This is a genomic window from Oleiharenicola lentus, assembly GCF_051660365.1.
Lineage (GTDB): Bacteria > Verrucomicrobiota > Verrucomicrobiia > Opitutales > Opitutaceae > Lacunisphaera > Lacunisphaera lenta_A.
On record NZ_JBOZXB010000002.1, the window covers coordinates 761,404 to 783,925 of the forward strand.

Sequence of the window (22,522 nt, forward strand, 5' to 3'; positions counted from 1 at the left end):
CCACGCGTGAGACGCCGGTCGCTTATTTAATTCAGGTCAACACCCCGCGCGCACGCATCGCCCGGGCGTAAATTATTTCCAGCACGCTGATGATAAAAATGATGGCGTTAAAAATCAGCGGAGCGGTTCCGCCCATGACTTTCATCCCGTCGGAAAGCACGAAGCTGTAAACGGTCGTCGCGACCATCCCGATCAACGCTACCGTGTAGAGCGCCACCGCGAGGCGTTTACGGAGCAACAGCACAATGGCCGCGACCATACTGCCCCACGTGGCAATGCCCCACGTCGTCACCGCCCAGCCTGGAATGCTGTAAAAATATTCCAGCTGCGTCGGGGTGAATTTTTCCATCCACGCCGGGTTCTTCGTTTGCGTCATGGTGAAGTCCAGAGCGCCCATTATATTCCACAGGAGTGAAATCACTCCGACGACCCAAAGATGCCACGGTGTTTTCACCGATTGAGCAGTGTGTGCGTCCATCACCGCAGCAAAAATTATCCCGCCGATTAGTCAATCTGCGGCGCAGCGAGCGGCAGTCTGTTTCGATTACAACGCCGCCACCGCTGCGGGCGGCGCGTAAGCTTTGCGCGCCCGCCGCACGCGTGCGTGATTATCGTCCGCCCAGCGGATCAGCGGTTTCACGCGCGTAAGCAACGACTCGCCCAACTCCGTCAGCGTGTATTCCACCTTCGGCGGCACTGTCGGAAACACCTCGCGCGACACGTAGCCATCGCGCTCGAGCGCCCGCAACGTCTGCGCGAGCATGCGCTGCGAGATATCGCCGATCGCACGCTTCACCTCGGTAAATCGCAGCGTGCCGTCCGCGAGGGCTAGTAATGCGAGCAAGCTCCAGCGGTCGCCGATGCAGTCGAGCACGTCGCGCACCGGGCAGCGGGTTTCGTGGCCGGAGCCGGGTTCGACGGGCGGAATGGACAGTGGAGCGGGCATGGTGGTGACGGTTACTTCGAAGTAACCAAGTGACGAAAAGAACCTCTCTTGTGGCGCGGCATCATTATCGGTATTGTTTCGTAACCAAAGGCTGAATCAGAACCGAGACAAGCTCGGATCAGTTTCGCGTCTTCAACCTTAATCCACTCATCTCTCATGATAGCCATCACCGCCGCCACCGGCCAACTCGGCCGCCTCGTCATCGACCAAATTCTTGCCGCCATTCCCGCAAACCAACTTGTCGCAGTGGTTCGCAACCCAGCCAAAGCCGCTGATCTCGCCGCTCGTGGCGTCACGGTGCGCGCCGCCGATTATAACAACCCTGCCGCCCTGGAAACCGCATTGGTGGGGGTTGAAAAACTGTTACTGATTTCCTCCAACGAAATCGGTCAGCGGGCCGCCCAACACACCAATGTGATCAATGCCGCCCGTCGCGCGGGCGTGAAAGTCGTTGTTTACACCAGCTTGCTCCACGCTGACACCACCACGCTCGATCTGGCGCCCGAGCACCTCGCCACCGAGGCCGCGCTGCGAAATTCTGGTCTCTCGCACATTATCCTGCGCAACGGTTGGTATGTGGAAAATCATACCGGATCCGTCGGAGCTGCCGTGGCCAACGGTGCCTTGATCGGGAGCGCGGGCGAAGGCCGCATTTCCGCCGCCGCACGCGCTGACTACGCCGCCGCCGCCGTGGTTGCGCTCACCGGTCGCGCGGAAACCGGACGCACTTACGAACTGGCCGGTGACCGAGCCATCACGCTCGCAGAGCTCGCGGCGGAAATTTCACGCCAGACTGGAAAACCGATTCCCTATCGAAACCTACTGGAAGCGGACTACGCAGCGATCCTCGCCCAAGTCGGACTGTCGGCAGATTTCGCGAAAGCCATTGCGCGTTGGGACGTGGACGCCTCGCAGGGTGCTTTACTTGATGAAGACCACCAACTGAGCCGGCTCATCGGTCGGCCTACGACGACCCTCGCCGATTGCGTGGCGCAAGCCCTCGCGGTTTAGGTCAGTTGCGCGGTGCTTTGAAAGTGCCGCGCGCAGCATCGACTGCCTTTCTTCAGCGGATATCGCCGAGACTCGAAATAAGGCAATTATCTAGCTCGAGCAGGCTGTTAAATTGACGCTTTGAACGGGTAAATTTCTCAAGCAGCGAGTCGGTGGCCTCGATTAGTTTTCGGTAATACGCGACGTGCTGGGGCTTAGTCAGCGATCCCAGCTCATGAGCATCCGGCCACCCCGCTTTGTTTTCTTTATAGGTGGCGGGATCGTCGCGATATTCGCTCAAGGCCGTCTCGATGAGATTGGCCGTGTCACCGCGCGCCAGGTGTGCGCGAGCGATGAGCAAGATCGCCGTCGTCGCACCACGCACCCGATCGTCATTCCATTTAATTTTTAAAGCCACGCCGCAACTTCGTGGGATTCGTCGATCGAGTCAACGGAGCTGACTTTCTGAAAGTGGTCGGATTCGCGCGTTTTCGCGAGATAGCGCAAAATCCCGGTAACGTGCCGGAATGCGCCATTCGCGTGGCTTGAGCTTCCCCTCCGCGTTGATGCGCGTGCCCTGCCAGTCGTCAGAAGTGAGCCCGACCACCACGCCAAACACGATGAACGGTCCGAGTTTTGCGTAAATAAATCCACCGTGCTCGTCCTGATGAATTACGCCCTCGATCGTCTCTCGCTGACCGGAGATATCGCTGCCGGCGATGGCGCTCCAAGGGAGGAGATGCAATTCGTGGCTCCCGACGTCGGGCCGCTGGCCGAGCAGGTAACGTCTCCAAATATCCTGAGCCGAGGTAAATTCCGCGTTTTGAGACTGCGCACGAGCATCCAGTTGCCGTGCCGCACAAAAATCCTCGCCAATCCGCCACACCACACTCGTGGCAAATTTACGTAACCAATCACCGTATTTCGTCACTACGCTATTTCTCTCCGCGAACGGATGAAAAACTTTGCACGCAAACTCCGACTCGTAGCGACCGAAAGCGGCTTCACAGTCGGTGCATAACATCCGTCGGCTTAGGCCGTCCAAGTCGCGACGACTCTGCGTTTTCGTTTCCACTACTTCCATGTGATGCGTAACCGACAGTCGCCACCGATAAACGAACTGCGGGATGATGTGACTCTGCCGAAGGCGACTCGGTTGAGCGCACAGCGCACAGGATTCAGCGTTGGGAAGATCACTCGCAGGCATTGCTGGGGAACTGAAAATGTGCGCTCGATTCCTTGGTGTCGAGGTGCGCGTCCACAAAAAAACACCGCCCGATTAGGGACGGTGTTTGAGAAAACTGACGCACCGAAGCGATTTTATCGCGTCGCGCAGACCGACTTAGTTGGCGCGGGCCTTGTAGTAAGACGCCTGGAGTTTATCCCAGGACGCGATGACGTTTTGCTTCGCGCTGTCCCACGTATCGGCGGTCGCGTTGCCAAGCGCGGACATCTTTTGCTTATAATCGGCTTCGGAATCCTTGAGTTCGGCCATCGCAGCTTTGCGGCTGGCACTGGCGTTGGCTTCGGAATAATTGGCGTGCAGCTCGCTGACTTGGGCATCCATCGAAGCCGACATCGATTTCGCGCTAGCGGTAAAATCGTTCTTCTTATCGAAGGTGAAGGACTTTACGTTGTCCCAGCCGTTGGTCACGGCGGTCTTGGTGTCAGCGACAACTTCCTTGGTTTTTTCGCTCGCCGTGTGGCGATCGCTCTTGGAGCAACCGACAATGGCGAGAATCGAGAGGCTGACCGCGATAATGGAGAGCGGAAAAGTGCGGGCGGATTTCGAGTTCATATTCATAGGATGAGGGGTTCAGTTTGATCCGTAAGGATCATGGTTAATCGCTGCATCCTACTTTAAAGTCGCACGCGCTTCCATCAGGGCGTTACCTACCGGTGCAGTAGGAACGTATAAGTGCAGTGCCGGAAATTACCCGAAACTCTCCGATTAAGCGGTGAGCTTACCTACGTTTCAACTGCGCGGGAACCGCTTCGATCTCGATGTAGACTTCCTTCACGCCGGTCTCGGCAATTGCATCGATCTCATGCGCGATTGCATCAAGTGGCTTCGACTCGGCCTGCTCGGCTTGCGGGCCGATCTTGCACGCGAATTCCCACATGCCGAAACCCTCGGGAATCTCCCTTTTACGCGAGCGGCGCACGTATTTATTCACCTCGTGACGGATTTTATCGCGCACACGGGCATCGTCCTTACCGACAGCTTGGAGTGGAAACGCTTTCTTCATGATCGCCGATGCTCGCCTAGGACTGCGCTGACACAACGATAATTAGGCATTGATCATCCGAGCTTCGGTGAGACCTGTCACCCATGCAGGTCGATCACCCCGCGCAAAACAAGACGTCAGCGCTCCAAGACCTCCGCTGCCAATAAAAATGTGCCTGCAGTCCAACCCATCATCGGAGGCATTTTGTATTCGTCGGCCACATCGATCCCGCCGGTGAGCGCGTTGTATTTCTCCCAGAGTTGGCCAGTCGCCTCCAGATTCCTCGCACAAGTCAGAATATATTTCTCCGCGAGACGCTTCGCGTCGACGTGATAGCCGTAACGCTGCAGGCCTATGATCGCGGCCGCTTGCAGCGGAGGCCACGCGTTCGGCGCATCCCATTGGTAAGTGTTCTCCGACGCATTGCTGCCCTCGGCGCAAGTAATCAATCCATGCGCTCGCTCCACCAGCGAAAGATTTCGCACCAGCGCGGCGGCTTGCGCTGCCGAACATGCGCCTGTCCACAGCGCAAAATACGGAGCCGCTGAAACCACCGTGCTCCGACTTTGCCGCGTCCAATCATAATCAAAGTAGAAGCCGCGCGCCTCGTCCCACAGATACCGATCGATCAGCTCACGGCGACGTCGCGCCCGCTCCTGCCAAATCGCAGCCTCTCCGCCACGTCCGAGTTCTCGCGCCCAGCCCGCAGCGATCGTCTCCACTTGGAAAAGCACGCTGTTCGTGTCGACCGCGTTGAAGTCCGCGCAACGCTGGTCGAAGCGCGGGTTAAAATCCCACACTTCACACTCGGCCATCTTATGCTTGAGATAGACGAGTCGCTCCACCGGCGATTCGGGGATGTCGCGCAAGCGGTGTTTTATCACGTGATAAAAATCCGCGAGCGTCTTGGGGTCGGCGTGGGTGTTGTTCGCGGCGAGGCCATTGGGCGACTCACGCAACGCCGTCCAGAAAGCATACTCGCGGGTGATCGCCGCATAGATTCGTTCGAGCCATGCTCGATCTGGAGCGAGCCGGTGCAGTTCATCGAAGAGCACCGCCGCCACCGGAATCTGCGAACGATTCAGCGCGATGCGCACGGAAATGTTCGGGACGAAACCGATCGTCTCGATCAGGTGTAACACATTTTCAGCGTTATTCCGGGCCTGCGTCACCCGGCCCTGACGAATCAGGCCGAGATTGGTGAAATACGTGTCCCAGTAAAAAAACAACCACATGGTCGGATCGGTCGACGGCACCGTGTGTGGGAATGGCAACGCGAGCTCATCTGCGGTGTCTTCCCGCGAAATACGAAAAGTTTCCTCCCAATGGTGGTCAATGTAACTGCGGGTGGCGCGGATCGCTTCGGATGGGGTCACGATGCCGATGTAGCGGCTGCGAACTCGCACACAAGCCTGCGTTGACTATTGAAAATAACCTTCTGCCACCATCTCGCCGTATTCCCCATCGGCCGCGTCGGGAACTTCACGACACGAATCGGGGAACGCCGCCTGCCGCTGCATCCAACGAATCGCGCATTGGCTGTCGGTGAGCGCTTCATGCAGTGCAGAATTAAAATCATACGCCCGTCCGTCGAAGCCCGCCTCCGCGATCGCCTGGTCGGTGCCGAGCATCACCGCAAACATCCGGCCGTGCAACCCCGGGATCGTCACGTGAAGTGCGCCGCTGGCGAGGTCGAGATTGCTGCGACACGTGTCGGCATTGTTACTATGATGCGAACGACACGCCTCGGGACGCGCCTCGTAGATGGAGCAACTGCCTTCCTTCAACAATGCACACGGCAGTTTCAACGCCGCGCGTTCCAGCGCCCAACGTCCCGCGAAAGCATCGCGATGCTCCTTGGTGCGCGCGATGACGCCTTCCAGGTCTTCGGGAGAGAAGTATTTCTGGATGAACTCCGCCGCGATGAGCACTTCGTGCGCCTGCACGCCCACCAACACGTGACAGCACGCCCCGCAGCCAGCCCGGCACGCGACCGCCGCCCGCGACTCCGCCGGCGCTTCATCGTAGGCGCGATCGAATTCTTTGCGCGCACTTCGCAGCACGTTGAGCAGTTCCATCGGATTGCGCGTCTTCCGCAGACGACGCAGCACGCCCTCGCCCGTTTTGTTAAACAGGGCTTCTTCAGAGATTGAAAATCCGGCGCTCATGTCATCGCACTAGGCCCGAGGCCGCGCCGCATTACAAGGATCGTAAATCAATTCCTCTCTAGTTGGCGCGCGACAAATAAAAGACGCACGGATTCACGCCTGAAATTTCATCGGCCAGAGAACGAAATCGTGTGCGGTTTAGCTTTTTCTTTGCATCGAAAAATCTCCGGCAACTTACTCGCCGCGCATGCATTTCCCCCGATGCCGAGTTTTGTTTTTCACCGCGGCCCTGTCGGCGGTCTCCCTGCTTACGGCGGCACAGAAATCCATCTCGGTGCTTTGGGCTCAGCCAATATCCAGCGGTCACATTCACGTGGATCGCGGTGTGCTGGAGTCGATCGACACGCAAGTTTTTAGCGCCGAGGCGCAAACCGGGACATTTAGGCTCGTGGATTCGCAGCGCCTGCGCGTCTCGATTTTACCAATAGCGAGCACTGAGAAACTCCCCACCTTGGTAACACTTACGAGCGAACGCCGCGGTTTCACCTTTCGGCTCGAAGACGTGAGCGCGGCCTACCCAATTTTCCTGCCTGGCGACGGCGTCGTAATCACGGAGTCTGCAGACCAGCGCGATTACGCAGCGATTGTGGCGGCCATTCAACAGCGCGGTGGCCAGACGAAACTGCAACGCATCGCTCATGCGCCGGAAGCAAGCTTCGAGACGTCCGCTGCCTCTGGCCGTGAAATCAAAGAGCAAACCTGGCTGGGCTTGAGTCGCGATATGCGAATTTTTTGGATCGACCAGAATCTCGAAACCATCCGTCCCAAATTCGCCGGTTATGATGTGAAAATCCCGGAGTTACCGAAGCAGCCAGCGACCTACGGTTTTCAGTTTGGTCGCGGTTGGGGCGCACGCGAAGCCCTCAAACGCTCACTCGAAGCAGGCGCGCTGCCGATTCTGAAAGCGCAAATCGACGACGAGTCGATGCACTATGACGTCACCTTGTTCACCTCGCTTGAGCGTTCAGCGCTGACGCCGGCGACATTGCGCGGGACGGATTACCTCGTCGCGGACGCGTTTGGCCACGGCCACATGTTCACGCCTGCGCAGGCGGAGGCTGAAAAAAATATTCACGAAACCGAACTCAATCCCGGCGAAGAAACCGTCATGTATGCGCGCGCAGTGGCCACGAATCAGGGCAAGGCGCCGAGCTACGCGTTTTTCAAAACCGCCGCGCCTACCCTCGCCACGCCGATCTCGCCGCGACTTCCGGAATGGAAATTCGATTCCATGCACGGCTTCGGCGTTTACGAGTCCGGACAAGTCTTCGCCATCAGCAGGCTCAACGGTCAGCCACTTCCCGCCGAGGAAGTTTCCGTTTTGATCAAGCCCGGCGAGAGCGCGGTCATGGAATTTTTCCTGCCACACCGCCCGGTCAGCCGCGAGCGCGCACTTGCTTTGACGCAGCAGTCATTTGAAACGCGTCATGCCGAAGCTCGCAAATTTTGGGCCGGGAAACTGGCGACGGCCTCATCATGGCACCTGCCGGAGCCGCGCATTCAAGAAATGGTGCGCGCCGGATTGCTCCATCTCGATTTGATCAACTACGGACGTGAGCCAACTGGCCCATTGCTACCGGCGATCGGTCTCTACACAGCGATTGGCTCAGAGAGCGCGCCGATTATTCAGTTTATGGATTCGATGGGCTGGCACGATACGGCGGCGCGCGCATTGGAATTTTTCCTAAAGAAACAACACGACAGTGGCTTTATCCAGAATTTCAACGGCTACATGCTTGAGACCGGCGCGGTGCTTTGGACGCTGGGTGAGCATTACCGCTACACGCGCGACGACGCCTGGCTGCAGCGTGTGCACCCGCATATCACAAAGGCCTGCGATTACCTAATCGCGTGGCGAAAGCGCAACCAACTGCCCGAGTTGCGCGGCAAAGGACATGGATTGCTCGATGGAAAAACCGCTGATCCCGAAGACCCGTATCGTTCCTACATGTTGAACGGTTACGCGTATCTGGGCCTTGCGCGCGCAGCGGAGGCCTTGCGGCAAATCGCTCCCGAGGAATCAGCGCGTTATCTCGCCATCGCTCGTGAATTGAAAGCTGACATTCGTCTCGCGCTCACCGATGCGCTGGAAAAATCCCCGGTCGTGCCGTTGGGCGATGGCACGTGGCTGCGCGCCGCGCCGCCGTGGACGAATTATCGCGGGCCGGTGATGTTGCACGCCGACGGCGGCAAATGGTTCACGCACGGTTCGATGACTTCGCGCGACTCTTTGCTCGGACCACTTTATCTGGTGTTTCAAGAAGTCATCGCACCAGACGAGTCCATCGCGAAGGAGCTGCTGGAGACGCACAGTGAACTCGCGACGCGGGACAACGTCGCGTTCAGCCAACCCTATTACAGTCGGCACCCGTGGGTTCATTTACAGCGCGGCGAGACCAAGGCGTTTCTGCAGGCGTGGTATGCGAGCGTTGCCGCGCTCGCGGATCGCGAAACCTACACATTCACCGAACATTTTTTTCCGGTCAGCGCACACAAGACGCATGAGGAAGCCTGGTTTCTCATGGAAACACGCTGGATGCTTTACTTGGAATCGGGTGACACGTTGAAACTTTTCAGCGGCATTCCGCGCGCATATTTTAAAGCTGGCGCGAAAATTTCCGTCGAAAACGCCGGAAGTTATTTCGGGCCGCTTTCGTTTTCAGCCACCGTGTCAGCGGATGGAAAAGACATGAAGATCGCCATCGAGTGCGGCGAAAGAACACCCCCGCGCGTGATCGAAATCCGACTCCCGCATCCCGATGGAAAACACGCTCGCTCGGTCGAAGGCGGAGATTATTTACCCGAAAAAGAATTGGTGCGCGTGGATAATTTCACCGGCCGCGCCGAGGTAGTGCTGCGTTTTTGAAACTTCGTCGCGACCCAACAGGGTGTGCGTTTGCCTTCGATCACGAAACGGCTGGCCGTCCGCGCACTTCGCTCAACACGGGGCTGACATCGGCCAGCGGACGCACTTCCACTTCCAAGCCAATCGGCAAACCGGGGCACTGTTTCGCAATCTCGGTCGCTTCCGCAAGCGTGGCGACGTTGAGAATGAAGTAGCCGCCGATGGCTTCCTTCGATTCGGCATACGGCCCGTCAATGATGCGCCCGTTCTTTTCGGAAACCACGCGGCCTTCGAGTGCTAGCGGGCGGCCTTGGTGCACTTTGCCTTGGGTGGCGAGGCTGTCATACCAATCGTTCCAGCGCTGGGTTAGCTGCGCGCGTTCTTCGGCGGTAAGATGCGCGTGCGCCGCCGGGCCGGCATTGCGAAACAGCAGCATGAAATTGGCAGTTGAGGCAGTGGAAGGAGTGGTCATCGGGACGTGGATTAAATGAAGCGCGTTACGATTTTATCCCGAGCAGGGAATCCAAGCGCGATTTCTGCAACTTGCTCGCATCCGCACGCACCTTGAGCTTCCACGTTTCCTTAGGCTCTTCCTTAAGTTCAGCGGGAAGTGTGAGCAGGCGATCTTGCCGCGCCACGAGCAACTTCACGGTCGCGCCCGCCGGATACAAAGTCAGCCGACGCACAAAATCGTCGGGGCGCACGCGATAGTCTTCCACGGCGAGAATCTCGTCGTCCACGGAAAGACCTGCCGCGGCGGCTGGCGTGCCAGCGCGGACATTCGTCACGATGAGCCGCCCTTCCCGATTGGCCGTGTCTGCACCCAGCCAGCCTTTCGGCGGATCACGCGGCTCGGTTTTCTTGCCATCGGTTTCGGTTTTTGGCTCCGCCAGTTTTTCAAACTCCAGCCCATACCAATCCAGCATGGGTTGGTAATCGAAGTTGCCCGGCGTGTGCAGCACACGCGTAAACCACGCGCTGAAATCCTGACCAGTGATCTCGTTGGTGAGAGCTAGAAATTCCGCTTCGGTGTAGCCGTGCTCGCCGCTGTAGCGGGCATACGCGGCGCGCATCACGTCAGCGAGCGAACGTTTCCCGTCAGTCGCGCGCTGGATCTCCGCATCGAAAAGCAGCCCGGCGATCGAACCCCCTCCGTAATAACTGAAGAGCGCGTTCACAGAGTTCTCGTCGGGACGGTATGCTTTTACCCACGCATCGAACGAGGCATCGCCGAGCGACTGAACGAAGCGCCCCGGAGTTTTTTGTGCACCCGCAATCGAACCGCTGATTGCGCCGAGGTATTGCTCGCGCGTGTAGAAGCCAGCCCGCGCGAGAAAAACGTGCTGATAGTAACTCGTGAGGCCTTCCACGGCCCAGAGGGATTTTGAATAGGTTTCCTTCTCGTAATCGAACGGGCCGTATTCCACGGGACGCAGGCGCTTGCCGTTCCACACGTGAAAATATTCGTGGCTCGCGAGCGAAAGCCATGACGTCACCCCGTCCTGCGTGCGCGAAAGCCACCGGTCTGCAGCGAGCACGGTGGAGTTGCGGTGCTCCAAACCACCGCGCGACCCCGCGAGAATATTAAACACGTAATAGGGCGACTGGAGCGGAAGTGGTTGCCCCCAGAATGCTCGCTGTGCCTCGACCACTTTTTTGAATTCCTTCGTGACCCGTGGATTATCCCAAGCGTCTTCTCCGCCCAGCGTGACGACATAATGCGGCACGCCGTCCACCTCGAAACTGTCCACCAAGGGCGAGCCGGCGAGAATCGGGCTGTCCACCAGCGTGTCGAAGTCAGGCGCGCTGTAAGTATGCGGCTCATTCCCCGAAAGCAGCGGCGTGTAAGTGCCTTTCCATCTCTCCGGCAAAATCACCCGAACAACATACGGACGCTGGTAATCATCGACCACGCTGATGAAAGTCGGCGCGCCATTGAGCAGGGCATGGTCGCTTTCGACCCAGTTGCCGCGCACGTTGATCTCTCGCGCGTAGACCCGGTATTTAACGCGCACACTCGGCGCCCCACCAGTGGCAATCTGCCAGCGGTTCTTGGTGATTTTTTCCGCCCCGAGCGTTTGCCCATCAGGTCTGGACGCCGCGAGCGCAACGATGTTGCGCGCATACTCGCGAATGAAATATGAGCCCGGCGTCCACACTGGCATGAAAATGACCAGTTCGGTTTTTCCCTTGGTCGGAATCTCCGCCTCCACATCGACGTAGTGGGCCGCAGCTTCAGCGAAGCTCAGCGTATAACGGATCGGCGCCTGCTCTGCAGCGCGGGCGATAACCGCAGAAGCCACTGCTACAAAAACGAAAATGGATCGGCGAAGCATGTCCTGAGGAAACGGTTTCTAGCACCGAGGGCGAGGCCAACTCGTTTGAAAATTCATCTCCCGAGACACCGCGTGATAAACCCACTCACCGCATCGCCGGTCTCAGTTCGCGGCGCAATTCGCCTGCGAGATACACTTGCTGCCGGCAGACCTCGCGCAGCGTTTCCGGCGTGGCATCGGCCAGCGGCGCGGCTTGAAACGCCACGCGCAGCGTCTCTGCAGGTGGCAGCTTGGCGGTTTGGAGGCGCGTGGTGCATTGCGCCAACAGGCTTTTGGCGCGCGATTCGATCACGAGAAATGTTTTCCCACCGTCGGCCACCTCTTGATAAATCACCGCGACGCCGAGGGCGTCAGCGGGAATTAACTTTTCAATTTCAGCAGCGGTGCAGGTGGTGAGTTCAAAACGTTCCTGCCAGGTGGGCGTGGTTTCCATAATTCACTGTCGGCGGACTAAAGTGGTAACACAACGTGGATGTTTAAGCTTTAAGCGCCGCGCCGGCGCCGTCTCGATCACTGGTCATGTCCAAACCCACCTGCCCTGCATGCACGCTCGACGATGTCCTCGGCCACGCCGATCACTGGGAATGCGCTACCTGTGGCCACGAATGGCCTAAAGAAGACGCGCCGGAGACCGTGCGCGTGGTAAAGGATGCAAACGGCACGCCGCTCGTCGAAGGGGATACGGTGGCTCTGATCAAAGATCTTAAACTGGGCAGCGGCGCCCAGGTGTTGAAAGCCGGCACAAAGGCCAAAAACATCCGATTGCAGGAAGGCGACCACGAGATCTCCTGCAAAATCGAAGGCATGCCCGTCGCGCTCAAAGCGTGCTTTGTGAAAAAGGCCTGAGCCGTTTTTCTTCGCGCACCTTCTTATTTTAACGAGCGCGCGTCGTTCCGCAGCGTTCAGAATTTCGGGAAACGAATCGTGCTGATCATCGCACTGCCGCTGAGCGCGTAGATAATGGTGAGCGGGTGCAGCACGAGGCCGCCCACGTGCCATGCGCCCAGCCAGATGTTTGCGCCGAGCAACCCCTGCGAGTGCAGCACCGCGAGCAGCATCACGATGACCACGCTGGTCGGAATCGGGGTGCCTTCGAAATATTTCACCTTGCCGCTGTCGTCGGCGAGCGCGTCGGCGGTGGCGTTGAAGCGCGCGAGGCGGCTGATGCCACACGCGACGAAATAGAGCAAAATCGCCACATCCAGCGCACCACGCAGCCCCACGGCAAAGCCCAGCGCAGCCGGCGCGAGTCCAAACGAAATCACATCTGCCAGCGAGTCGAGATCGGCGCCGATCGCGGACGAACGATGACGCCAACGCGCCACGCGTCCGTCGGCAAAATCGAAAATCCCGGCCAGCGGCAACAGCACCATCGCCGTGACCAACCACCGCGAATCCGCCGTGACTAGGTATTGCATCGCCGACAACACCGAGCCCGCTCCGCAAAACCCGTTGCCCAGCGTCAAAAAATCCGCCGCGACAAACGACCGGATCATGGAAAAAGGTTTCGGCTTCGCGGGTGTGTTTTCAGCCATAAATGAGCGGTGGTTGAGTTCGAACAAATCGTTACTTCCAAAATCGCTCCAGTCTAAATGCCGCGGCGTTCTGAGTTCGGATTCATAGGGAAATCCCCTTAAAAACCACCGCCCTCATGTCCGGCGTTGCCGGGCACACGAATTGCTGGCTGTCTCGCGTAATGTTCACGCCTATGATCTCACACCTGCCTCGTAGTTTGGTTGCCACCGCAGTTGCTGCCGTTCTCGCGCTGCCTTCCCTCCACGCCGTCGCTGACCCGGTGAAATTACTCGCCGACCCGACCGTGCAAAAAGCACTTGAGACAATCAAGCAGCAGGAGCCTGAGATGCTCGACCTTTTGGTGAAGCTCACGGAAATCCCCGCGCCGCCGTTCATGGAGCAAGCGCGCGCCGCCGAAGTGAAAAAGATTTTTGAAAGCCTCGGTCTGGAAAACGTGTTCATCGACAAGGCAGGCAACGTCCTCGGCACGCGCCGCGGCGTGATGGCCAAGCCCAATCTCGCGGTCACCGCCCACCTCGACACCGTTTTCCCGGAAGGCACGGATGTAAAAGTGCGCCGCGAAGGCACCAAGATGATCGCGCCTGGTATTTCTGACGACACCCGCGGATTGGTTGAGATGATCAGCGTCATTCGCGCGCTCAACGCGCACAAAATCCAGACCCAAGGCACGATTACCTTCGTGGCCACCGTCGGTGAAGAAGGCCTCGGCGATTTGCGCGGCGTGAAAGAACTCTTCAACACCACGATGAAGGGAAAGATCGACAGCTTCATCTCCATCGATGGCGGCGGCACCGACGGCATCACCAACGGCGCAGTCGGCAGCTACCGTTATCGCGTCACTTACCGCGGCCCCGGCGGCCACAGTTACGGCGCGTTCGGCATGGTGAATCCGGCGCACGCGCTGGGTCGGGCGATCGCCAAAATCGCCGACGTCAAAGTGCCCAGCCAACCGAAAACCACCTACACCGTGGGTCGCATCGGCGGCGGCACGTCGGTTAACTCGATTCCTTTCGAGGCGTGGATGGAAATCGACATGCGCTCTGAAGATACCGCCGCGCTGAACGCGGTGCGCGATTCCATCATGGCCGCGACGAAGGCTGCCGTAACCGAAGAAAATTCCCGTTGGCCGCACGGCAAAGTCGAAGTCGACATCGAACAAGTCGGCGACCGGCCGGCGGGCGGCACGTCGAGCGATTCCGAAATCGTCCAAGTGGCGCAATCGGTAATCAAAGCCTTCGGCGGCAAACCGAAGCTCGGCGCCAGCTCCACGGATTCAAATTATCCAATGAATCTCGGTATTCCCGCGATCACGGTCGGCAAAGGCGGCGTCGGCACTGGCGCGCACTCGCTCGCCGAAGCTTACGATCCGATCGAATCATGGAAAGGCCCGCAGCACACCCTGCTGCTCGTGCTTTCGCTCACGCAATAAAGTTTACTAAAAAAGCGCACCTTCACGGGTGCGCTTTTTTGTGTCTGCGTTTAACTCAGAGGGTTTTTGCCAGTGCTTCCAGTTGGGTCGCGCAAATGCCCCAGCCTTCGTGAAACCCCATTTTTTCGTGGGCTTCGCGATCTTCCTTCGACCAGTGACGCGCCGTCGCGGTGTATTTCGCCTGGCCGTTCCCCGCGTCTTCGAAAGTGACGATCGCCGTCATGAACGGTTTGCCCGAAGGCTCCCACGCTTTCGTATACGCATCGGTAAACACGAGGCGTTTATTCGGGATCACTTCGAGGTAGATGCCGGGATTCGGCATTTCGTGGCCTTCGGGGCTGCGCATCACGATCAGCGACGAGCCGCCGGCCCGCAGATCGACTTCGGCTTTCGCAATCGTCCACGGTTTCGGGACAAACCATTGCTTGATCAAAGCCGGCTCAGTCCAGCAGCGGAAAAGTTTTTCAGGCGAGGCGTTGAGGATCCGAGTAAGCACGAGTTCGCGTTCGGAGAGTGGAGCGGGAGTTTGTGGATTCATGGTTGGTGGAGTGGAAGGATTGCGTGATTATTTTCCTGCAGCGGCAGCGTGGAGTTTTTTGATATCGAGTTTCACCATCTTCAGCATCGCACCGAAGACGCGCTGGGTTTTTGCGACGTCTTTGCCGCGCGTGAGCGTGAACAATGCGTCGGGCACGATTTGCCATGACACGCCAAATTTATCTTCGAGCCAGCCGCACTGAATCTTTTTCCCGCCGGCGGAGAGTTTTTTCCAATAGTAGTCGACTTCACTCTGCGTCTGACAATTGACGACAAACGAAACAGCCGGGGTGATTTTGTAAACCGGGCCGCCATTGAGCGCGACGAACTCCTGCCCGAGGGCTTTGAATTTAACCGTCATCACCGAGCCTGCGAGCCCCGGACCGCCTTCGGAATAACGCGCGGTCTCGATAATCTTTCCGCCTTTGAACACAGCGGCGTAGAATTTTGCAGCACGTTCAGCTTCGTCGTTGAACCAGAGGAAGGGGGTAATCTTTGGCATGGGATTTCGCGGATTGGGAATGGGTTTCGCGGACAGTTGTCCGCGCTCATTGATTCAACGAACGAGCCCTCGCGATCCGGACACGTTATTTTAAATTCTGAAAAATCGCGTCAGTCGCATCACACGTGGCGAATCCATGCTTGCACGAACTCCGTGAGCGCGGATTGCCTGGCCTTGAATTCCTTCCCGCGGCCGAGATTCACCAGACAGCGATCTTTCCCCAGCCACTTTGCCAATCCAGCCGGATCCGCGATTTCGACCTTGGAAACGTCGGGGCGCACTTTCGCGCCAAGATGAAAAATGAGCTGCACTGCATCGCGCGAACGCAGGTGCACGGTCGCGAAATAGTCCGCCGTGCGAAAACTGAGCGAGTTCCATTTCACGCCTTCGAGAATTGAACCATCCGCTTTCAAGATAATGTGCCGCACGCTTTCGATCTCGGATTTCAGCGGATGGTCCAAGTCGGCGATCAAAGCATCGACCGCTGCACTCGTGTCGGCTGCGGTGGTGTGGCGCGTCTTGTCGGATTTCACGCGCGTCACTCTTCACCGCCATCAGCCGTTATCGAGTTCTTTTCGCACGATCGGGGCGACTTTCGTCCCCAGTAATTCGATGGCGCGCATCAGTTGCCCGTGAGTCAGCACGCGGTTATCCAGCAACACGGTGAGCCGCGAAATGCCGCCGAGTGAATGGTGTTCGGCGATAATTTTGGCCGCGGCTGCCTCGGGATCGCCCACGAGCAAAGCGCCGTGCGGGCTGCATTGCGCATCGAATTGCGGTCGCGTCGGCGGAGCCCAGCCACGTTCGCGGCCGATTTTTCCAAACGCATCGCGATAGGCGGGCCAGAACGTTTCCAGCGCCTGCTCCTGAGTGTCTGCGAGAAACCCGATGTTATGGACTCCGATGAAAAGTTTCGCCGGATCGTGTCCGGATTGCTGCCAAGTCTTCCGATAGAGATCGGCGAACGGCCGGAACTGGCTCGGTTGTCCGCCGATGATCGCGATGATCAGAGGCAGGCCCAACTTGGCCGCTCGCACGACCGACTCCGGCGTGCCGCCGACGCCGATGTAAACCGGCAGCTTCACCTGGGCGGGACGCGGATAAACCCCCTGCCCGGTCAACGGTGCGCGATGTTTCCCTGACCAATGCACATTGGTTTGCTCGCGAATTTTCAGCAGCAGTTCCAACTTCTCCGTCGCGAGTTCGTCGTAATCTTGCAGGTCGAAGCCGAAGAGCGGATACGATTCGATAAATGAACCGCGACCCACGATAATTTCTGCGCGACCCTGCGAAATGAGATCGAGCGTCGCGAATTGCTGAAACACCCGCACCGGATCATCGGAGCTCAACACCGTGACGGCACTGGCGAGTTTGATGCGCTTGGTTTGCGCGGCCGCTGCTGCGAGCAGCACCACCGGGGCAGACGCCACGTAATCCGCGCGGTGATGTTCGCCGACGCCGAACACATCGAGGCCGACTTCGTCCGCGAGTTTGATTTGCTCCAGCAATTCCTGCACGCGCTCCACATCGCCGGTGGGCCCGCTCTTTGCCGTCGCTACAAAACTGTCTACGCCAATTTCCATCCGCCCGATATAGCCAGTTCTCGGTGTTTCGCCAATCGCCGTCTCGGCACTCTTCGTTCGGTTATTTTTTAAACTGTCGAAGCGCGTCCCTTCCGATCCAGCGGGCGCGCGCTTTTTCGGACTTCGCGAGGCGGTTCGCCAACGTCACGCATTCCGCGCGGAGTTTCGGTTCGCAGTGGTAAATCATGCGCAGCGCCCAACTCACGCCTTTCATCACAAAGTTGCGTTCGTCGGTCGCGCCTTTCTCAATCAACGCGAGAAACGGGCGCAAGGTTCGCGCATTCGCGTCGGCGTTGTGGGCGGCGAGGCAGGCCATCATCACGTAGCCGGCGCGACGCTGAAACTCGCCTTTCTTTTTTGTCCACGGAATCACGCGTCCCCAGCCATGCGGCGTTTGGTCGAAGAGTTTGAAACACACCGTGTCCACGATGCCCCAGTTGTCGAATCCTGCGCACCAACGATCCATCGATTTCGGAGTTAGTTTTTCCGGATCGCCAATCATCGAGGCCAGCAAACGTGCCTCATAAATATCCGTGTCCCACAGCGCCTCGGCGAGCGCATGATCGCGCCCGATGACTTTGCGTGCGTAGGTTTGAATCACGCCTACGCTGATACCCAGCGCCTTATCGTTCGGCAGACCGAAGCGTTGCATTCCGTCGCGGATTTTCGGGTCAGCTTGCGAATGCAACCACGCGACCGCCTCGTCCAAAGTAATTCTTTTTGCAGGGTTTCGACCTTGAGGATTCGAGGTGCGCGGCATGACGCACACGACCCAAGATTTCCTTGTCACGAGGTCAACGCCTCGTCGACCAACGGTTCAACGGGACTAGCTCTTCGTCGAATTTGCTGCGATGACCGCAGTCGCTTTTTTCTTTGAGCGACGTTGCAGCGCAATCACGACACCCACCACCGCAAGCCCCATCATGCCGTAGGTTGACGGCTCCGGCACCACGGAAAAGTTAGTCTGGATGCCCGGCGTGTAGCTATACTGCGAACCCAGCGCCATGTCGAAGTTGTGCTCTTCAGGGAGGAGCAATTCCAGGGAATACATCGTGCCAGCGGTCACATTGAACGTCTGCTTGAAATACTCCCAATCCTTCTGGTTTACGCCGGTGTTGTTCGTAGGCGTGGCCGCAACCGCACCCAGTGATGGATTATTCGGATCAGTGGGCGTCCACGCCTCAAAGGGCGTTTGTGACGTATCGCCGCTGAAAACCACGGTGTTGTTCGTGATGTCGCGGAGCCGGAAATAGCCTTTGTAATTCTGTGAGTTCGAATCGCGGCCGCCGAAGGCGAGCGTGATGAAAAAGGTGTCCGTTTGCGTGGCAAGGAACTGCAACGAAAGCTGCGTGGTGAATCCCGTCGAACCATGCATATCGAGGAACTGGTCACCCAGTCCCGGGGCTTTGGCTAGATTTCCGGCCGCGGGCGAAAAGAGATGATTTACGTTAAACGATTCGCCCCACTCGCTGGCCGGAGCGCCGTTGCCGGGATAGGCAGTGCCTGTGCCGTTGCCATTACCGATGTATCCGGAGTCGAACGCATTCCACGTTGCGCTGGTGCTGTTCGTGGTCTGCCAGCCATCGACTTTCCAACCAAACTCGGGCGACTTGAAATAATCCGGCACCGCTTCCGAACCACCTGAACCGTCGTCAGAATCCACAATACCTGCGCTGGAATTGCGGAAAGCTTGAAGATTATTTCCCGAAACAAACGTGTAGCTGAACGGAGTGTTGACCGGTGTGCCGTTCGGGATGCCGACGTTGGTCGCGTAGGGGATGTTATAAATCGTCGTTCCCTCAAAACCGATCGGGTTGAACTGCGCGTGCGCCACCACCGAGCCGGCCACGACACCCAAAAGGGTGATCGCGAGGCGAAGGGCTGGAAATTTGACGCCGAACAGCTTCATGAGCATCACCCGAATAGCGTAGGTGTTTAACCCTAGTCAAGAATTCACTTTGATCGGCTGAAACATTTTCTATTTATGCAAATCTCTGATTTTTAGTTTTTAACGCCTGTTAACCCCATAAATAGCTGCGGCGCTTCACTAACGAACGCCTCCTTGGATTCAGCCAAGCCGTGGGGCTCGTAAAGCGCCACCGCCACCACCCGCGCCGCCACTTGGCGACGACGCTCAGCGACGGTATCCAAGCGGTATTTCCACCATGCGCCGAGGCTGTCGTCAGCGGCAGGCGTCAACGCCGTTCCGCGATCAAGATCCCACGCTACGTAATAAACAAAGAACACGCCCGTCGGCCCGTCGAATTCGCTCACGCGAAACGTCAGCGCGGTGCCGTCCTGAAGCGGAAGATCGATCGTGCCGCGTTGCGCGATAAACCGCTGGCCGCTGTAAGGCAGGCAAATCTCGGGATTATGGAGCGACACGACTTGGCGCGCCGCGTGCCCTCGCTCCCAGTTCAACACGTAACCCGCGCGACGCTGACCTTGCGGCGATTCCCATTGACCGAGTTGGTGGCGATCGCATTGCAGAATCGACTGCATCGACGGCGTGAAATTTGTCTCACGATACGAGCGGAGCGTCTCCGGCAAACGCGCATCCCACCGCGACACCGTTTGCGTAAATCCGCCCGAGTGAAACCAAAGTTGCGCGCTGCCCTCGACTACGAGCGCGACACTCAAAACCAAAACCGCCAAGGCCCGCCCGCCATGATGTTCAAATGATTTTTGCCCGTGCGCAGAAGTGCCTGTGATCGAAGCCGGCGCCGAGTCCTTCCGCCAAAGCCACGCGGCCAACACCATGCCGCCGAGCGCCACGCTCATTTGCAACGTGCCCGCCACGTCGTGCCATTCCGCAACTCCCGTTGGGCCGCGCATCGCGCCTTGCCACGCGAGAAAGCACGTGCGCGCCAGATTAGTCGCAAGCGCCAGTCCAAGCGCCACGCCGAGCAACCACCAACGCCGGCTCGCTTTCAAGCGAAACACTTCGCCGAGCAAAAGCCCCACCATGATGGCCGCCTGCAGCGAACGCACCCCGCTGCACGCTTCGTCGACGCCCACCTGCCCTCGCCCGACTTCGATCACCGTGCCTTGCGCGACCGCCGGATAACCCAAAACATGAATCACCTCCGCCGCAATCGACGCCAACGCACCGCGCATAGGTAGAATAAAATTTAACTCCAGCAACGTCGGCCACGGCAGCGCTGTCGCCGTGAACAAAATCGGAAACGCAAAATGCCGCGCCGTCGCTACGCCGCCCGCGATCGCCAACAAACTGCCGATTAAAATCCATCCGCCCGCGGAAAAAAACCATAACGCCGCCGGCCACGTGGGAAACGGTTCCAGTAGAAACCTCCCGATCAACAACATCGCGCCACCCACGATGCCCGCCGCCACCCACGGCCAGTAAGACTTCGCTACACCGACGAGAATCGGCCGGTCGTTGCGCCGTTCCCATGCGAGATAAATTGCGAAAACCGGCACGATCCACCCGTGCGCGAAATCCGCGCTCTCCCGCCACACGGGCGCCCAGCGCGCCACCAGGACTGCGCCGACTCCTGCGACCGCGGCGATCACCCACGGCCAGATTGTTTTCTCCTCGGAGCGCGACTCCGCCACGGCGGCCATGTCAGGTCTTTTTCACCGGTTTGGGCGCAGGTGTGGTTTCCACCGGCGCTTCGAGCGAGCGCACAAGCGAGCGATACAGAGTCGCTTCTTCAGGCAACAGGTTCGCAACCTGCACCAGCGCCAAATAACGCTGCGCCTCCTGACGCCTGATCCCGCTCTGAAAAAGCGCCATGTAAAGCACGCGCGTGGGCGCGCGACGTTCCGTTAGGGGAAGTTTTTCCATCACGGCGAGCGCTGCGCCCGCGCGTTCGGACTGCCACAGACTGAACGCGTGAATCGTCGCGAAGAATGCATTTTTATCGTCGCTCGCGTAGAGTTCCGCCGCGCGCTCTTTCGTTTTCGAAGACACTTTCACCGGTGCCGTGAGCAGTTCGAGGAACAACGCGTTGCTCTCCACAAATGTCGAACCCGGTTCGGCTTCGCGCCAACGATTATACACGGCTTTCAACGCCGACGTGTCGCGCGCGCGATAATGGCGTTCGACGAGCGCCTGATATGCCCACGTTTGCGACGGATGTTTGGTCGCGATCGCAAAGAGCACGGAGTTGAGTTCAGGTCCCCAGCCCCACTCCAACGCGAGCCGGTGCAACACGCGCAGCCCCGGCAGATCCAGGCCAGCGAGTCGGATCGCTTCATCCCACGCCGAGCGTTGCAACGCGTCGCGGTCATTGTCGCGAAACACGCGCGCGGCAAACGCCAGTTGCACTGCATCCGGAGAAATTCGCCCGTAGGCGCCGTCCGCCAGCAGCGCGCGCGCTGCTTCCCAATCGCGCAGCGCGATAAACGCATCCGCCCGCGCCACTTTCACCGCCGCCATCGATTGTATTTCCGGCGGCAACGTCTGGAGCCAGCGTGCGGCTTCAGCCGGTTGGTTCATTGCGCGTAACCACGCGCTGAGCTCCGCGATGCTCACGGGATTGCTCGCGGCGATTTGGATCAACTGCGGACGCAGCGCCGTCACCGTTGCCGTGTTCGCGGCGATCTCGATGTTCGCCTTCAACAGAAAATCGGTGAACTGCGGCGCACTTTCCTCGGTCAGACGATTCGCGTAGTCCAACGCGGTTTTGTAATCCTTGTTGCGCAACGCCGCTGCAGCGAGTTCGCGTCGGGCCCGCACGCGGGTCTCGGGACGATCTTCGAGCGCTTGCAATTCCCCCAGCGCGGCGGCCGCCAGCGACGACGAAGCGTAACGCAACGCGAGTGTGGAACGGTCGAGCCGAGCTTGTAAATCCCCCGGCTCTTTTTCGACGATCAAAGTGAGTTGTGCTGCCGCCTCGGCGGGCAAATCGCTCACGATCGCCAACGCGGCGACGACGCGACGATAGTCTGAACTGAGGCGCTCAGCCGGCGGAATTTTTTCCAGTGTCTCGCGCGCAGTGAGCACATCCTTGAAACGCAACGCCGTGCGCGCGAGCGCAAGCCGATTCTCCAGCACCCCGGGTTCGAGGCGCACGACTTGCTCGCGCATATTGACCGAATCAGCGTCGCCCAGTTGCTCGGCGAAATCCGCCGCCATGCGCCACACCGTCGCGTTGCCGGGTTCCTGCTGCAGCGCCGTGCGGATCGCGAGCAACGCGTTGGGCACATCGTTTTCGGTCGTGAATTTTTTCACCTGTGCGACCGAACCACCCTGCTTCCAACGCAGGAAAGTCTGTTTAATATCCGAAAAATAAATCACCGCCGCGATCCCCACACCCAGGCCGCCGAGAATGATCAGCACCCAGCGCAGGCTCAGATTATCCCGTTCGATAATCATCGGGTGCTGGCATCAACGCGTTGAGAGGAGAAATTCATCAGTTGCTGTGCGCGCGAAGCTAAAAACGCTGGCGCTTCGCGC

24 protein-coding genes are annotated in these 22,522 nt (G+C 58.6%); 4 read left to right on the top strand and 20 right to left on the bottom strand.

What is annotated here, in order from left to right; translation table 11 throughout:
* Positions 1-31: 31 nt before the first annotated feature.
* Complete coding sequence (locus ACRRQW_RS18085; RefSeq protein ID WP_438483023.1) at positions 32-376, bottom strand: hypothetical protein; 345 nt, start codon at positions 374-376, stop codon at positions 32-34.
* 168 nt (positions 377-544) lie between these two features.
* Positions 545-946, bottom strand: coding sequence for a winged helix-turn-helix transcriptional regulator (locus ACRRQW_RS18090; protein ID WP_438483024.1), 402 nt, complete (start codon positions 944-946; stop codon positions 545-547).
* A gap of 156 nt (positions 947-1,102) precedes the next feature.
* Between ACRRQW_RS18090 and ACRRQW_RS18095 the strand changes: the two genes are divergently transcribed.
* On the top strand, positions 1,103-1,957 hold the full coding sequence (locus ACRRQW_RS18095; protein WP_438483025.1) for an SDR family oxidoreductase: 855 nt from the start codon (positions 1,103-1,105) through the stop codon (positions 1,955-1,957).
* 52 nt (positions 1,958-2,009) lie between these two features.
* On the opposite strand, the gene ACRRQW_RS18100 is transcribed toward ACRRQW_RS18095, so the two are convergent.
* The 6 genes from ACRRQW_RS18100 to ACRRQW_RS18125 all read right to left on the bottom strand — a co-directional run bounded on the left by ACRRQW_RS18100 (position 2,010) and on the right by ACRRQW_RS18125 (position 6,332).
* Positions 2,010-2,354: a hypothetical protein gene (locus ACRRQW_RS18100; protein ID WP_438483026.1), complete on the bottom strand. Its 345-nt coding sequence runs from the start codon at positions 2,352-2,354 to the stop codon at positions 2,010-2,012.
* A 30-nt stretch (positions 2,355-2,384) separates the two neighbouring features.
* Positions 2,385-3,020 (bottom strand): hypothetical protein, encoded by a 636-nt coding sequence (locus ACRRQW_RS18105; protein WP_438483027.1) that lies wholly within the window; start codon positions 3,018-3,020, stop codon positions 2,385-2,387.
* Positions 3,021-3,278: 258 nt separating this feature from the next.
* Positions 3,279-3,734: a hypothetical protein gene (locus ACRRQW_RS18110; RefSeq protein ID WP_438483028.1), complete on the bottom strand. Its 456-nt coding sequence runs from the start codon at positions 3,732-3,734 to the stop codon at positions 3,279-3,281.
* A gap of 166 nt (positions 3,735-3,900) precedes the next feature.
* The gene (locus ACRRQW_RS18115; RefSeq protein WP_438483029.1) at positions 3,901-4,185 is read right to left on the bottom strand and encodes a DUF6172 family protein; all 285 of its coding nucleotides are present in this window, start codon (positions 4,183-4,185) and stop codon (positions 3,901-3,903) included.
* Between the two features lie 116 nt (positions 4,186-4,301).
* Positions 4,302-5,540, bottom strand: coding sequence for a trehalase family glycosidase (locus ACRRQW_RS18120; protein WP_438483030.1), 1,239 nt, complete (start codon positions 5,538-5,540; stop codon positions 4,302-4,304).
* A 45-nt stretch (positions 5,541-5,585) separates the two neighbouring features.
* The gene (locus ACRRQW_RS18125) at positions 5,586-6,332 is read right to left on the bottom strand and encodes a YkgJ family cysteine cluster protein (RefSeq protein WP_438483031.1); all 747 of its coding nucleotides are present in this window, start codon (positions 6,330-6,332) and stop codon (positions 5,586-5,588) included.
* Between the two features lie 187 nt (positions 6,333-6,519).
* Between ACRRQW_RS18125 and ACRRQW_RS18130 the strand changes: the two genes are divergently transcribed.
* Positions 6,520-9,198 (top strand): hypothetical protein, encoded by a 2,679-nt coding sequence (locus ACRRQW_RS18130; RefSeq protein ID WP_438483032.1) that lies wholly within the window; start codon positions 6,520-6,522, stop codon positions 9,196-9,198.
* Positions 9,199-9,238: 40 nt separating this feature from the next.
* Here ACRRQW_RS18130 and ACRRQW_RS18135 read toward each other — a convergent pair whose 3' ends face one another.
* The 3 genes from ACRRQW_RS18135 to ACRRQW_RS18145 all read right to left on the bottom strand — a co-directional run bounded on the left by ACRRQW_RS18135 (position 9,239) and on the right by ACRRQW_RS18145 (position 11,946).
* On the bottom strand, positions 9,239-9,649 hold the full coding sequence (locus ACRRQW_RS18135; protein ID WP_438483033.1) for a YciI family protein: 411 nt from the start codon (positions 9,647-9,649) through the stop codon (positions 9,239-9,241).
* Positions 9,650-9,674: 25 nt separating this feature from the next.
* Entirely contained in the window at positions 9,675-11,480 is a 1,806-nt protein-coding gene (locus ACRRQW_RS18140; protein ID WP_438483034.1) for a M61 family metallopeptidase, read from the bottom strand.
* 118 nt (positions 11,481-11,598) lie between these two features.
* Positions 11,599-11,946 (bottom strand): hypothetical protein, encoded by a 348-nt coding sequence (locus ACRRQW_RS18145; protein WP_438483035.1) that lies wholly within the window; start codon positions 11,944-11,946, stop codon positions 11,599-11,601.
* Positions 11,947-12,032: 86 nt separating this feature from the next.
* Between ACRRQW_RS18145 and ACRRQW_RS18150 the strand changes: the two genes are divergently transcribed.
* On the top strand, positions 12,033-12,359 hold the full coding sequence (locus ACRRQW_RS18150; RefSeq protein ID WP_438483036.1) for a zinc ribbon domain-containing protein YjdM: 327 nt from the start codon (positions 12,033-12,035) through the stop codon (positions 12,357-12,359).
* A gap of 56 nt (positions 12,360-12,415) precedes the next feature.
* Here the strand turns inward: ACRRQW_RS18150 and ACRRQW_RS18155 are convergent, their stop codons facing one another.
* On the bottom strand, positions 12,416-13,048 hold the full coding sequence (locus ACRRQW_RS18155) for a CDP-alcohol phosphatidyltransferase family protein (RefSeq protein WP_438483037.1): 633 nt from the start codon (positions 13,046-13,048) through the stop codon (positions 12,416-12,418).
* Between the two features lie 173 nt (positions 13,049-13,221).
* Between ACRRQW_RS18155 and ACRRQW_RS18160 the strand changes: the two genes are divergently transcribed.
* Entirely contained in the window at positions 13,222-14,478 is a 1,257-nt protein-coding gene (locus tag ACRRQW_RS18160; RefSeq protein ID WP_438483038.1) for a M20/M25/M40 family metallo-hydrolase, read from the top strand.
* Positions 14,479-14,533: 55 nt separating this feature from the next.
* On the opposite strand, the gene ACRRQW_RS18165 is transcribed toward ACRRQW_RS18160, so the two are convergent.
* The 8 genes from ACRRQW_RS18165 to ACRRQW_RS18200 all read right to left on the bottom strand — a co-directional run bounded on the left by ACRRQW_RS18165 (position 14,534) and on the right by ACRRQW_RS18200 (position 22,441).
* Positions 14,534-15,016, bottom strand: a complete 483-nt coding sequence (locus ACRRQW_RS18165; RefSeq protein ID WP_438483039.1) for an SRPBCC family protein — start codon at positions 15,014-15,016, stop codon at positions 14,534-14,536.
* Between the two features lie 27 nt (positions 15,017-15,043).
* On the bottom strand, positions 15,044-15,517 hold the full coding sequence (locus ACRRQW_RS18170) for a VOC family protein (protein WP_438483040.1): 474 nt from the start codon (positions 15,515-15,517) through the stop codon (positions 15,044-15,046).
* 119 nt (positions 15,518-15,636) lie between these two features.
* Entirely contained in the window at positions 15,637-16,050 is a 414-nt protein-coding gene (locus tag ACRRQW_RS18175) for a DUF1801 domain-containing protein (RefSeq protein WP_438483041.1), read from the bottom strand.
* A gap of 21 nt (positions 16,051-16,071) precedes the next feature.
* The gene (locus ACRRQW_RS18180) at positions 16,072-17,100 is read right to left on the bottom strand and encodes an Atu2307/SP_0267 family LLM class monooxygenase (protein WP_438483042.1); all 1,029 of its coding nucleotides are present in this window, start codon (positions 17,098-17,100) and stop codon (positions 16,072-16,074) included.
* Between the two features lie 61 nt (positions 17,101-17,161).
* Positions 17,162-17,860: a DNA alkylation repair protein gene (locus tag ACRRQW_RS18185; RefSeq protein ID WP_438483043.1), complete on the bottom strand. Its 699-nt coding sequence runs from the start codon at positions 17,858-17,860 to the stop codon at positions 17,162-17,164.
* A 66-nt stretch (positions 17,861-17,926) separates the two neighbouring features.
* Positions 17,927-19,009 (bottom strand): PEP-CTERM sorting domain-containing protein, encoded by a 1,083-nt coding sequence (locus ACRRQW_RS18190; protein ID WP_438483044.1) that lies wholly within the window; start codon positions 19,007-19,009, stop codon positions 17,927-17,929.
* Between the two features lie 92 nt (positions 19,010-19,101).
* On the bottom strand, positions 19,102-20,685 hold the full coding sequence (locus tag ACRRQW_RS18195) for an exosortase/archaeosortase family protein (protein ID WP_438483045.1): 1,584 nt from the start codon (positions 20,683-20,685) through the stop codon (positions 19,102-19,104).
* 1 nt (position 20,686) lies between these two features.
* A complete protein-coding gene (locus tag ACRRQW_RS18200; RefSeq protein ID WP_438483046.1) occupies positions 20,687-22,441 on the bottom strand; it encodes a tetratricopeptide repeat protein in 1,755 nt (584 codons plus the stop codon).
* Positions 22,442-22,522: the final 81 nt, after the last annotated feature.